At 68.5% G+C, this 12559-nt stretch carries 13 protein-coding genes; 6 read left to right on the forward strand and 7 right to left on the reverse strand.

Annotation, left to right across the window (positions count from 1 at the left end; translation table 11 throughout):
- Nucleotides 1-8: 8 nt before the first annotated feature.
- Together KXS11_RS05665 and KXS11_RS05670 are read right to left on the reverse strand one after the other, a co-directional pair.
- Nucleotides 9-920, reverse strand: coding sequence for a methyltransferase family protein (locus KXS11_RS05665; RefSeq protein ID WP_437384578.1), 912 nt, complete (start codon nucleotides 918-920; stop codon nucleotides 9-11).
- A 58-nt stretch (nucleotides 921-978) separates the two neighbouring features.
- Nucleotides 979-1329: a hypothetical protein gene (locus KXS11_RS05670; RefSeq protein WP_437384579.1), complete on the reverse strand. Its 351-nt coding sequence runs from the start codon at nucleotides 1327-1329 to the stop codon at nucleotides 979-981.
- Nucleotides 1330-1619: 290 nt separating this feature from the next.
- Between KXS11_RS05670 and KXS11_RS05675 the strand changes: the two genes are divergently transcribed.
- From KXS11_RS05675 to KXS11_RS05685, 3 genes are all read left to right on the forward strand, one after another.
- Nucleotides 1620-2372, forward strand: a complete 753-nt coding sequence (locus tag KXS11_RS05675; RefSeq protein ID WP_437384580.1) for an SDR family NAD(P)-dependent oxidoreductase — start codon at nucleotides 1620-1622, stop codon at nucleotides 2370-2372.
- 209 nt (nucleotides 2373-2581) lie between these two features.
- A complete protein-coding gene (locus tag KXS11_RS05680; protein WP_437384581.1) occupies nucleotides 2582-3925 on the forward strand; it encodes an O-acetylhomoserine aminocarboxypropyltransferase/cysteine synthase family protein in 1344 nt (447 codons plus the stop codon).
- Nucleotides 3922-5247 carry an LLM class flavin-dependent oxidoreductase gene (locus KXS11_RS05685; protein ID WP_437384582.1) on the forward strand — a complete coding sequence of 442 codons (1326 nt, stop codon included), beginning with the start codon at nucleotides 3922-3924 and terminating at the stop codon, nucleotides 5245-5247. Before KXS11_RS05680 ends, KXS11_RS05685 begins: the two co-directional genes overlap by 4 nt.
- A gap of 72 nt (nucleotides 5248-5319) precedes the next feature.
- Here KXS11_RS05685 and arfB read toward each other — a convergent pair whose 3' ends face one another.
- The 5 genes from arfB to KXS11_RS05710 form a co-directional block, all read right to left on the reverse strand.
- Nucleotides 5320-5742, reverse strand: a complete 423-nt coding sequence (gene arfB, locus KXS11_RS05690) for an alternative ribosome rescue aminoacyl-tRNA hydrolase ArfB (protein WP_437384583.1) — start codon at nucleotides 5740-5742, stop codon at nucleotides 5320-5322.
- A gap of 93 nt (nucleotides 5743-5835) precedes the next feature.
- On the reverse strand, nucleotides 5836-6765 hold the full coding sequence (locus KXS11_RS05695) for a spermidine synthase (RefSeq protein WP_437384584.1): 930 nt from the start codon (nucleotides 6763-6765) through the stop codon (nucleotides 5836-5838).
- 161 nt (nucleotides 6766-6926) lie between these two features.
- Nucleotides 6927-8057: a Gfo/Idh/MocA family protein gene (locus KXS11_RS05700; RefSeq protein WP_437384585.1), complete on the reverse strand. Its 1131-nt coding sequence runs from the start codon at nucleotides 8055-8057 to the stop codon at nucleotides 6927-6929.
- Nucleotides 8054-8881, reverse strand: a complete 828-nt coding sequence (locus KXS11_RS05705; protein WP_437384586.1) for a sugar phosphate isomerase/epimerase family protein — start codon at nucleotides 8879-8881, stop codon at nucleotides 8054-8056. Before KXS11_RS05705 ends, KXS11_RS05700 begins: the two co-directional genes overlap by 4 nt.
- Before the next feature lie 98 nt (nucleotides 8882-8979).
- Nucleotides 8980-10272: an MFS transporter gene (locus KXS11_RS05710; protein WP_437384587.1), complete on the reverse strand. Its 1293-nt coding sequence runs from the start codon at nucleotides 10270-10272 to the stop codon at nucleotides 8980-8982.
- A gap of 258 nt (nucleotides 10273-10530) precedes the next feature.
- Between KXS11_RS05710 and KXS11_RS05715 the strand changes: the two genes are divergently transcribed.
- From KXS11_RS05715 to KXS11_RS05725, 3 genes are all read left to right on the forward strand, one after another.
- Complete coding sequence (locus KXS11_RS05715; protein ID WP_437384588.1) at nucleotides 10531-10935, forward strand: hypothetical protein; 405 nt, start codon at nucleotides 10531-10533, stop codon at nucleotides 10933-10935.
- A gap of 150 nt (nucleotides 10936-11085) precedes the next feature.
- Nucleotides 11086-11742 carry a DsbA family protein gene (locus KXS11_RS05720; protein ID WP_437384589.1) on the forward strand — a complete coding sequence of 219 codons (657 nt, stop codon included), beginning with the start codon at nucleotides 11086-11088 and terminating at the stop codon, nucleotides 11740-11742.
- A 221-nt stretch (nucleotides 11743-11963) separates the two neighbouring features.
- Nucleotides 11964-12497 carry a M23 family metallopeptidase gene (locus tag KXS11_RS05725; protein ID WP_437384866.1) on the forward strand — a complete coding sequence of 178 codons (534 nt, stop codon included), beginning with the start codon at nucleotides 11964-11966 and terminating at the stop codon, nucleotides 12495-12497.
- Nucleotides 12498-12559: the final 62 nt, after the last annotated feature.

Raw genomic sequence — 12559 nt, forward strand, 5'->3', positions numbered from 1 at the left:
CTCCGACCCTACGGCGTCGTCGAGGTCTCCCGCGGGAGACGGGGCCACCAGCACCGGACCGTTCGGCGGTACCGCTCGAACGACTCGCCGAACCTGGCGGCGAGGTCGGACTCCTCGAGTGGCCGGATCGCCGCGTTCCAGACGAACGAACCGATGATCGCGTAAGCGACCACCAACCACGACGACAGCATCACGCCGACCGCCACCCCCTGCGCGATTCCCGCAACCGCCATCGGATTCCGGACGAAACGATAGGGCCCGGCGACGACGAGCTCGTTCGGCATCGACGACGGCAGCGGTGTGCCGCCTCCGAGGAGCGACATCGTGACGCTCGACCAGAGACCGAGTGCCGCGGCGACGATGAACAACACCAGGCCGACCGGCCATGTCCAGGCGGGCACGTCGACCGCCAGCTGCCACCGCCGTTCCACAGCGGAGATCACCAGTGGGAGTACAGCGAGGAACACCAGCCAGAACACCACGATCTGCAGAGCCGTCCGACGAAGCACGGCCTTCAGTGCACGCCCTGGGGGCGTCGGTCGGAAGCGGAACGGACCGATCAGCAGCCAGTGCCGGGGCAGACCGCCGGTGAGGACGACGAGCAGCGCGACGATGGACGCGCCCGCCGCGGCGATCATGATCAGCGCGCCCCAACCGGCCTCCACCGTCACGGTGGCGTAGAGCCCCATCGCGAGAGCGACGAGGCTCGTCCAGGCGGTCGTGACGATCGCAGCAGCCCGCGAGCCGAACGCCGCCATGGCTGAAGCGCCGACGAAGAGCGGGAGGTCGAACGCCGCGACCAGCGGTGCGTCGAGGCCGCCGAGCGTCGCCACCCGGATGACGGGCGAGAGCGCGACGCCGATCCACCACGCGGCACCCGCCGCGGCTTGCGCGGCGAAGTACCCCCGTGCCCAGCGCATCTCCGAACGATAACAGGTGCGCCGGCCGGCGGACCGATCGCAGGACAGGCGTCGCCGGCTAGCTCGGGGAGCCGAGCAACACGGCGAACACGGCACCCGCGCTGCCGAGGATGAAGAGCATCGTCCCCAGCTGCATCGTGAGCGACTTGTTCCGGGCCGCGGTCGGCACGTCGATCTCGAGCACGGGACAACCTGACCAGCCCAGCAGTCCGATGCTCAGGACGACGATGGTGGCGCAGCACCACCACAGCACGCGCAGTCCCTCTGCGAGGACGGCGGGTCGCCAACCCGATGCAAGGAGGAGGCCCAGGGTGACGGCGGAGCTGCCGACGGCGACACCGAACCAGACGGTTCCGGTGCGCATGATGCGCTTGACGATGCTGTCTGGGGCCATGAGGTCTTGAGTCACGTGATGAGGCTTTCTCGCGAATCCGGTTGCGGTTGGGAGTCGGATCGCCCGTGTCTGCGGGCGTCGTCCCCTCTCGGAGCCTAGACCTGCGCGCGTGACAGGCGTGACTTTGCCGCGGTGATTCCGAGCACGCTCGCAGCGGAGCTCGTCGGCCGATCGGATGATGCGTCGCGGATCGAGCCAACGGATGGAATCGGAATAGATCCATAGCCAGGCGATGTTCATGTATACGTACGCATGAACAACGAGGTCGGTCGGTTCACTCCGCCGGCGGAAGAGAGATGGTCCACATGGGCAAGTTCGACAACAGGGTAGCGCTCGTCACCGGCGGCGGAAGCGGGATCGGTGCGGAGATCTCCCGATCGCTCGGGGCCGCAGGCGCTTCGGTCGTCGTCACCGACATCAACCTCGACGCAGCCCAGTCGGTCGCAGCCGAGATCGTCTCAGCCGGCGGATCGGCGGTCGCGTTCGCGCAGAACACCGCGAAGTGGGAGGACTCGCAGGCCGCAGTCGAGTTCGCACAGACGACCTACGGGGCGCTGCACCTCGCCGTCAACAACGCCGGCATCGGTGCACCGGCGCAGACCATCGGTGACTACGACGTCGCAGCCTGGGACCGGGTGCGGGCGGTCGACTTGGACGGGGTCTTCTACGGACTGAAGTTCCAGCTGCCCGCGATCGTCGCCGCCGGCGGTGGCGCCGTCGTCAACATGGCCTCGGTCCTCGGCTCGGTCGGCATCGCGCAGAACGCCGCCTACGTGGCCAGCAAGCACGCACTGGTCGGCCTCACCAAGGTCGCCGCCCTCGAGTACACGGCCCAGGGCGTGCGCACGAACGCCGTCGGCCCCGGCTTCATCGACACGCCACTCGTGCGGTCCAGCCTCTCCCCCGAGGCGCTCGCCGGACTCGAAGCGGAGCACGCCACCGGCCGTCTCGGCACCGACACGGAGGTCGCGGCTCTCACCCTCTTCCTGTTGAGCGACGACGCCAGCTTCATCTCCGGCAGCTACCACCTGGTCGACGGTGGCTACTCGGCCCACTAGCCTCCGGCGAGCCCTCTGAGTCGCCCTGGAATGCACGATATTCGCTCCATTTCGTGCCGTTCAGGGCGACTCGGTGCTCGGCGGTGCGCACCGATTGTTGCGCAGCGTGTCGCCGGGGAGCACGGCGCCGGGACCGGACACGTACAGTACCGGTACCCCGGAGCCACCTCTGGACCGGGGCCCTGGACCAGGAGGAGAGGGACGACACGATGAGCGAGACGCAGCGCAGCGGACGCCGTCGCGGCTTCACGACGAGGCAGTTGCACGACGGTGCCGGCGCCGGTGGCTGGCCGAACGCTCGCGCCCTCCCCATCTACGCCAGTGCAGGCTTCACCTTCGCCGACTTCGACGAGGCGGAGCACCGCTTCGGGCCGGAAGCCGACGGCTACAGCTACAGCCGCGTGGGCAACCCGACGGTCGACGCGGTCGAACGGCGGATCGCGGCCCTCGAGGGTGGAACGGACGCGATCCTGCTCGGGTCGGGCCAGGCCGCAGTGAGCGTCGCGCTCCTGTCGCTGCTCGGCACAGGCGATCACCTCGTCATCTCGCCGAGCATCTATGAGGGATCGCGCGGACTCTTCACCGAGAACTTCGCCCGGCTGGGCATCGAGACGACCGAGGTCGTCGAACCGCTCGACGCAGCGTCGTGGGCGGCGTCGTTCCGCCCGAACACCCGGGCGGTGTTCGTCGAGTCGATCCCGAACCCCCGCAACGACCTGACGGACCTGCGGCTCGTCGCCGACGTCGCGCACGCCCACGGCATCCCGCTCGTCGTCGACAACACCTTCGCCACCCCGTATCTGCTCCGCCCCATCGAGCACGGTGCGGACATCGTCGTGCACTCCGCGAGCAAGTTCCTGTCCGGCCACGGCACCGTCCTCGGTGGTGTCATCGTCGACGGTGGTGTGTTCGATTGGGACGCCAACACCGACCGATACCCGCATCTGCTGGAGTCGGCGCCTGGACGCACGAGGTTCGGCGGATTCGCCAGGAACAGTGTCGCCATGCGTCTCGGCCCGACCCCGTCGCCGTTCAACGCCTTCCTGCTCGACCAGGGCATCGAGACGCTGTCCCTCCGCGTGCAGCGGCAGAGCGACAACGCCCTGGCCCTCGCGACCTGGCTGGAGGGACGCCCGGAGGTCAGCTCGGTCGACTACTCCGGGCTGCCGGGCAACGCCTACCACCGCCTTGCGGAGACCTACCTCCCGCACGGCCAGGGTGCGGTGTTCTCGTTCACGCTTCGCGGGGGCCGCGCTGCTGCACGCACCGTGATCGACGCCGTCGACCTGTTCACACGCATGACCAACCTCGGCGATGTCCGATCGCTCATCATCCACCCGACCTCGACGACGCACGTCCAGCGCACACCGGAACAACTCGCTGCGGCCGGGATCACCGACGGCCTGATCCGGGTCTCGGTTGGCATCGAGGACGTCGACGACCTGATCGACGACCTGGGGCAAGCCTTCGCCCGGCTGGAACGCGAACAGCCGAACGCGCACGTCGCGGGTGCCGAGCCGACACCCCTCAGCCTCGAGGAGGTCGCGGCGTGACGAAGCGACAGCACTTCGGATGGTTCCTCTCGCGCGGATTCGGCCCGCACGGGTGGGGCCATCCGTACCTCGACTGGGACTACCGGTGGCAGGAGCCGAAGCTCTACCAGCAGGCGATCCGTGAGCTCGAACAGGCGGGACTCGACCTCGTCATCATCGAGGACGCCCTCTCGCTCGGCAACCCGCAGACCCTCGACCTTCGAGTACGCGGCGCCTATGGGGGTCCGAAGCACGACCCGCTGAGCCTCACCCCGTTCCTGTTCGCGGCCACCGAGCACATCGGGATCGTCCCGACGGTCAACCCGCTGCAGTTCCCGCCGTACCAGGCTGCGAGACAGTTCGCGAGTCTGCAGCATCTGAGCTCGGGTCGCCTCGGGCTCAACGTCGTCACGGACGTCGGAGCCAGTCGGCATTTCGGCGTGCCGGACGTCGCGCACGACGTGGCCTACGACCGCGCAGAGGAATGGCTCGGCGGCGTGGAGGACCTGTGGCGCACCTGGCGGCCGGGAGCCTACGTCGGCGACCGCTCGACCGGGGTCTTCGCCGACGGCTCCCACTTGGACGCGATCGAACATCGCGGCGAGCACTACAGCTTCGACGGGCCACTGAACGCGCTCCCGTTCGAGGACGACCTCGGCGGCGAACCGATCGTGATCTCCCCCGGATCCTCCCCGCGCGGTCTCGCGTTCACCGGCCGCCACTCGGCCGTCCAGCTCGCGCTCGCACCGCTCGACCTCGACAGCCTGCAGGCCTATCGCACGAGAGTGCTGTCCGCCGCCGAAGCCGTCGGACGGACGGTGCCCCCGAAGATCCTCTTCGTCTTCAAGCCGGTGATCGTCCCCAGCAGCCACGAAGCAGATCGGCTCGTGCACGCCTCAGGGGAACCCGACGACGCCATCCTGCGGACCGTCGCCCTCGGTTGGTCGAGCGACCTGGAGACCGATCTCACGAGCCTCGACCTCGACCGCCCGGTCGACCCGGGGATCTTCGGAGACCACGTGTCTCGCGGCAGCCTGAACGCCCTCCTGGGAGGTGTGCCCGACTTCGGTGCGGCGACGCTCCGCGAGCTCCTCGCGCCGAAGGCCCGACTGGGACGCATCACCGACGGCACGGGGGTCGTCGGCACCGCAGAGGAGGTCGCCGACTACATCGAGCGTGCCGGCGAGGAGGCCGACAACGACGGGTTCATCTTCTCGGGAGATCTGCATCCCGCGACGATCCATCGGAACCTCGACGAGCTCGTCCCCATCCTGCGCCGCCGAGGACTGCTGCGCCGCTCCTATGCCGGCGGAGGGCTGCGCGGGAACCTGCAGGACGACTGAACCCTGTCAGCCGCACAAGCGGGTGCGGAGCACCGCAGACGTGCGCGCAGATCAGGGCGGTCGGGCACGGACTCAGTCCGCGGTCGGACGCCTGCGCTGCTGCTTCGTCGCGGAGCGCTGCTGTTTCGCGGCGGCGTGCCGCCTGGCCGACCCACGCGTCGGGCGAGTCGGTCGCCGAGGGGGCCCGGCCGGCGTGAAGGCCTCCCGGAGCAGCGACGCCAGCTGGTCGAGCGCGATCTCCCGGTTCCTGAGCTGCGACCGCTCCTGAGCGACGGTCACCGTGATGGAACCGGACACCAGCCGACGAGCGAGGCGTTCGAGGAGCAGTGTCCGTTGCTCCTCGTCGACGGCCGGCGATTCGACGATGCTCCAGGTCAACTGCACGCGGCTGTCCGAGGTGTTGACGTGCTGGCCTCCCGGTCCCGAGGAGCGCGAGAACTTCCATCGGAGTTCGGTCGCCGGGATCGTGAGCGCAGACGACACCTCGAGATCCATCCCGCAAGCGTCTCACGCCTGCCCCGCTGAGTCGCCCGAGAGTGTTCGAACGGCACCGTTTTTCGCACAGGTTCGGGCGACTCAGCGCACGGCTCACTCCCAGCGCGGGTCGTCCGGGTCTGGTGAGTCGGTGCCGTCGGCATCGGTCATGATCGCCGCGCCACCGATCCACGCGGTGAGCTCCTCACCGTGCAGGAGGTGCGGAATCGGCTCACCGAGGAGTTCCGGATGCGCGGCGATGTCCAGCGGGCGGTGACTGGCGAAGACGAGGACGTTCCCGAGCGGTCCCTCGTCGTCCTCGGGCTCCGCGTCGAGGACGACGGCGACGTGCTCGAACACGGCGCCGAGCGTCGCCGCCTGCCGGCGTGAGTACTCGAACGGATGCCCGTCGAGGAGGTTGACCGCGATGACGCCGTCGTCCGCCGACCGCGCAGCCACTCGCAGGTAGAACTCGTGACTCGCGACGCGTCGGTGGATGAGCGCGGCGTCCCAGAGGTCGACCACGGTGAAGCGCGCGTTCGTCCACTGCGTATCCGGAGACGTACGGATGAGCGCCGTGCGCTCCCCTGGGTCAGATGAGCGCGGCGGTCGCGCAGCCGTGCTGTCTGCAGACGGCAGTGGAGCATCGGCGACCTCGCGCGCATCGCCGAAGATCGCGCGCAGCTCCGTGCCGGCCGCCAAGGGCAGCGCGGTCACGACCGCAGCATAGAGGGCGGGCTCGAACTCGACCACGAGCTGGGACGAACCGGGCCTCGTGGCCTCGACGTACCGGGGCAGCGTCAGTGCGCCGGCACCCAGATGGACGGTGAACAGCTGGTCACCGGCGGGCGCCACCGCATCGATGGCTCGAGCGATGTGTCGGATGTAGGCGTACTTCAGCCGAGTGGGATCCCCCATGGACACGACCGATTGGGGGACGCCATCCACGTCCAGTTGATAGCGCGCGGGATGGCGCTTCGATTCGGACAGCGTCGACGTCCGACCGCCGAGCTCCAGGGTGAACAGTCTGCGGCGTTTTGACACTGCACCAGTGTAGGTCTGTCGCCGAGAGCTCCTTGACAGTGCCGGGACATCCACGGGACGGCCAGGAATGACTGACGCGTCGTGTGCGCCCATCGTCGATGGACGCACACGACGCGTCAGTGGGGACGGACCGACGAGGGCCGGTCCGAGTTCCTCGGAGGCTAGAGCGTCTGCGCGAACGGGTCGAAGTCGACCGGAACCGCCGGCACCGGTGCAGAGATGGAGCTCGACACGGGGACGAACTCACCGCTCGCCACGGACTCCTGCGCGGAGAGCAGGACGTCCAGCACGTGGAAGCCCAGCTCGCCGGTGGCGACGTGCGGCCGATCCTCAGCGATGGCACGGACCATGTCGAGCAAGCCGAGTCCGCGGCCGACGACCACGCCCTGCTGCTCGATCTCGATCCACTCCTGCTCGCCCCAGGCGCCATCGGTAATCGAGGTGCGGGCCTTCACGTAGGCGTTGCGACCCTCGAACTGGTTCGGGTCGGGGATGATCAACGAACCCTCGGTGCCGTGGATCTCGAACACACCGTGGCGCTCGAGGGCCGAGTCGAAGCTCAGCAGGCTCGACGCCTGCTGGCCCGCCGCGAACGAGGTCAGCACCTGGAGCGACGTGGGCACCTCGACCGGGAAGGTCGTCCCCGCGTTCGGACCGGTCGCGATGACTCGCTCCTCGAACTTCTTCCGACCGAGCGCTGCCACGCGGTCGACCGAGCCGAAGAGGCTCACGAGACCGGTGAAGTAGTACGGGCCCATGTCGAGCAGCGGTCCAGCGCCCTCCGCGAAGAGGAAGGCCGGGCTCGGGTGCCACACGTCCGGACCGATGGTCTGGAACGTGGTGGACGCGAACATCGGCTCCCCGATGACGCCCTCGGCCACGGCTCGCTTGGCGGTCTGGAAGCCTGGGCCGAGCACGGTGTCGGGTGCCGAGCCGACGCGGAGCCCCTTCGCAGCGGCGTCGCGCAGGAGCTGCGCGGCACCGTCGCGGTCGAGGCCCAGTGGCTTCTCGGTCCAGACGTGCTTCCCGGCGGCGATCGCGGCGGCGGAGACCTCGATGTGGGCGGCGGGGATCGTCAGGTTGACGACGACCTGCACGTCGGGGTGGGCGAGGACGTCCTCAGCGGAGCCCCACGCGGGCACGCCGTGCTTCTCGGCCTGGCTCTTCGCCCGGTCGAGCAGGAGATCACCGACGATGAGCACCTCCACGTCCGGGAACGACGCGAGGTTCTCCAGGTAGGTGTCGCTGATGACGCCGACGCCGATGACGCCGATACCGACGGGGCCGGTCATGCGACGAACCCGCCCTTGACGAGGAAGTCGTAGCTGGCCTGGATGTCCTCGAACACGTCGCCCGGGGCGTTGTCGTACTCGATGACGGCGTACTTGATCGCGCCTTCGCCGGCCTTGAGCGCCGCGGCGAGCGGCACCTGGCCGTCGCCGGGGTGACGCTGGTCGAGGGTCTCGGAGCCGAAGGCGGGCGCGTCGGGTGCGAACGGGTTGCTCGCCGGGGCGATGCCGTCCTTGACGTGCACGGCGATGAGGCGCGAGCCGAGCTTCGTGACGAGCTCAGTGGCGTCCTGTCCGCCGGTCAGCGCCCAGAACAGGTCGAGCTCGATCGCGACGCGCTCGTCGGTGCTCGCGACGAAACGCTCGTACGCGGTCTGGCCGTCGAAGGACGCCAGGAACTCCTGCGCGTGGTTGTGGTAGCCGACCTGCAGACCGAAGGTCGCCGCGACCTCCGCGGCGCGGTTGAGGCGGTCGGCGATGTCTGCGACGCCTTCCTCGGTCAACCAGCGGTCGGCGGAGACGAACGGATCGATGACGGTCGTGATGCCGATCTCGGCTGCGGCGGCGAACACGACCTCGGGCGACGGGGTCGGAATGGACCCGTCCGGAGTCCACAGCTCATCGGACAGCAGCGGCGCGTGCCCGGTGGGCGAGGCCAGGCCGCTCGCGTCGAGTGCGGCGCGGATCTCGGCGGGACGGCGCACGAAGTCGAACGCCTCGACGTTCTTCAGGCCGATGGCTGCGAGCTTGTCGAGCGACCCGTTCGGGTCGGCCGTGAATTCTTTCGCCAGCGTGTAGAGCTGGACGGACGCTACGGGGAGGGACATGGTCGATTCACCTTCGATTTCGTTGATTGGGACTGCATTGGAGGAAGGCGAGGACGGCCGATGGTCCCGCGAGGCGCTGGGAGGTCGGCCGTCCTCCCCTATCTGACGCTCTTGATGGGGAAGATCGCCACCGCTCCGAGGATGGCGGCGACCGCGCAGACCGAGAACCACAGTCCGTAATTGTTGCCGGTCGGATCGCTCACGTAGACGAGGATGCCACCGATGAGCGGCGCGAACGTCTGCGGAAGTGCGTTGGCGATGTTGAACACACCGAGGTCCTTGCCGGCGTTCTCCTGGTCGGGCAGGACGTCCACCACGAGGGCGAGGTCGACGCCGACGTAGATGCCGTACGCGATGCCGAGGATGGCCTCCAGCACATAGAACGATCCGATGTCCTGCACGAAGATGAGCGCGAAGGTTCCGACGGCGAAGAGCGCGGTGGAGCTCCATACGAACACCTTGCGGCGACCGATCTTGTCCGACAGCCAGCCGGCGAAGTAGCTCGCACCGATGAGCGTCACCGTGTAGATCAGGACGCTGGTCGAGATGATCGCGGGGATGTCCGCTTCAGGCGCACCGACGTGGTTGAGCAGGTAGAAGAAACGGAACGTCGTGAAGCCGAAGCTCGCGAAGGTGATGAGGAAGCGCGACCACCAGGCGAGGGCGTAGTCGGGGTGCTTGCGAGGGCTGACCCAGAAGGTCTCGGCCCAGTCGCGCAGTGTGGCTCGCGGTGGCGCGAGCGGGAGGCGGCGGTCGGGAAGCACGACGGCGAAGATGACCATTGCGGCGATGGCGAGGATCGCCGGGCCGACGAACATGATGACGAGCTGATCCTGGAATGCTTGCGCGACATACGTTCCGCCGAGGATGCCGACGTTCTGGGAGATGCCGAGTGCAGCGGTGATCTTGCCGCGCTGGAACCGGGGTACCTGATCGGCGATCGTCGCGATGAACGGCGCGAGTGCCATGTTGGCCCCGAGCTGCGCGAGCGACCAGCCGATCGTCGCGACGAGGAGCGTCGGAGCGAGTGCCATGATCGCGAAGGCGACGGTCATGATGACCGTGCCGGACACGATCCAGATCCGCCTGCGACCCCAGCGACTCGTCGTGCGGTCGGACAGTCGACCGAACACGACGTTCGCGATGGTGGCGAAGAGGGCGCCGAAACCGCCGAGGACGGCGGCAGCGCCGGTCGCGCCGTTCTGGTCGATGACACCGGCGTCGACGAAGGACTGGATCTTGATGCCGATGCCGACGATCGCGGGCCCGAGCAGGGCGATGAAGAAGACCAACTGGGCGAGGAGCAGCCAGACGATGTAGCTGCGCTTCGCCGGTTGCGTCGGCTCCTCGAACGCGGAACCCCGTCCCGCCGTGGCTGTCGAAGTCGTCATGCCCGATGGCATCCCTGCAGCGGAACCGCTCGCTGTCGTCATTCCCTGGCCCTCTCATCGTTGAGTCGGCTCGGGCAGCTGCGCCGAAAACCGAGTAGTCGTTCGGGAATCGAGTATGCATCGTCGGCGGCGGGACCGCAAGCCGTGTGACGAAAAACCGTTCATTGGACGGTATCCGTCGACGCTTCCTCAGCCGCGAACGGCACCGTCGGGGATCCTCCCAGCTGGGAACGGGTCCCGGGACCGTACGATTGCCGTATGCCCTCGACCTCGATGCCGGATCGGGCTTCGTCGTCTCCCGGCCTTCGCCACCTCCTGGCGTTCGTCGTCCTCGTCACGACGATCGCGCTGGGTCTGGTCACCGGGCATACCGCTCCATCCTCCGCCACGGGCACCGCCGTCCAGCAGGGCACGACCTCCATTGCGCCCATCGCTGCCGACGTACCGCTGAGCGGTTGCGCGTTCGACGGACACGGGCAGCACACCGATGAGGCATCCGGCTGCGTCGTCGCCGTCCCGGCCGCGATGCACGGCGCAGGCGATCGCCCGCTCCCCCACGTGACCCCGCGGACCACGCCCGTCTCGACGGTCGCCGTCGGAGAGCTGGGCCGACGTGACGGTTCCCCGGTCTCGCTGACGGAACTCTCGATCAGCCGGACCTGATCGCGGCAGCTCCGCGCCCGCGTCGATGCGTCGACTCCGCGGGCGCCCTCACGCGCGCACCCGTCGTCACTGACCGCTCGCTCGGTGACGACGGAACCGTGCAGCACCCTGCCCACGAACACCGCCGCTCCTCAGCGAAGGAACACACTCATGCAGACCAGTACCAAGTGGACCATCGGGTCCCTCATCGCCGTCGTCGTCCTCGTCGCTTCGATCGCGATCTCCACCGCCGTCGCGCCGTCCTCCGAACAGCCGGCCGCCGACGGTGCCGACACACCGTCCGCGGTCGCCGACACCAGCCACCGCCTGACCGAACCGGAGGGCAGTACCGTCACGCTCGTCGAGTTCCTCGACTTCGAATGCGAGGTGTGCGGCGCCGTGTACCCGGTGATCGAACAGCTGCGCGCCGAGTACGGAGATCGCGTCACGTTCGTGGTCCGATACTTCCCCATCCCCTCCCACCTCAACTCGATGAACGCCGCCGTCGCCGTTGAAGCGGCTGCCCAGCAGGGACAGTTCGAGGCGATGTACAGCCGCATGTTCGAAACACAGGCCGAATGGGGCGAACAGCAGGACTCCAAGGCTTCCCTGTTCCGCAGCTTCGCCGAGGAGCTCGGGCTCGACATGGCCGCCTACGATGCCGCGGTGACGGACCCTGCGACCCGGGAACGCGTCTCCTCCGACTTCGAAGCCGGGCGGCAGCTGGGCGTCAGCGCGACCCCGACGATCTTCGTGAACGACGAACAGATCGAGTTGCGCTCCGAGGCCGACATCCGCAACGCGCTCAACGCGGCCCTCGCACGGTGATCGGCTCGCACCACGGCAGTCGGCCGGACGAGTCGTCGACTCGCCGTCTGCGCGGCAAGCGCTCCCGTGCGGCTCTCGCGGCGGCGTTCGTCGGAGCCCTCGTCGTGGCGACCTCTCTCCCGGCGGCTGTCCTGTTCCCCGACCCGCACGCCGTCTCGCAGGACACCGCGACGGCGCGTGAGAGCCAAAGCCTGCGCGTCGCGGACGGTGCAGGAGAAGTCATGAAGCGAGATGGCTATTCGGCGACGTCCGCGGAGGAGGTCGAACGGCGCCGGAGCGCGGTGCCGCCCGCGCGAACGGCGACCACGTTCATCAACAACGCGGCTTCGCCGGTCCAGTGGCCTTTCGTCACGGGCGTGCCGCTCAGCGACGACTTCGGGCCCCGCGCCGCACCGTGCGGCGGGTGCTCGACGTTCCACAAGGGTCTGGACCTCACCCCGGGCGAGGGCACCCAGATCCAAGCGATCGCCGACGGCATCGTCCGTGAAACCGGTTCGTCGGACTCAGGTCTCGGTGTGTACGCGATGATCGACCACGTCGTCGACGGCGAGCGCTACACGAGTGTCTACGCGCACATGCGGTTCGGTTCCCTGAAGCTCCAGGAAGGCGAACGGGTCGGGGTCGGCCAAGCTGTCGGGAACGTCGGCAACACCGGCCAGAGCACCGGGCCGCATCTGCACCTGGAGCTGCTGCGGAACGGCACGGATCCGATCGATCCGTTCTCCTGGTTGCAGGCGAACGTGCAACTGTCCTGACCAGCTCAGTCGGCCTGCGGGTTCAGCGTGCGGTGGTGGCGAAGGACGGGGTCGAGAGGAGC

This window comes from Plantibacter flavus, from assembly GCF_051487245.1.
Classification (GTDB): domain Bacteria; phylum Actinomycetota; class Actinomycetes; order Actinomycetales; family Microbacteriaceae; genus Plantibacter; species Plantibacter flavus_B.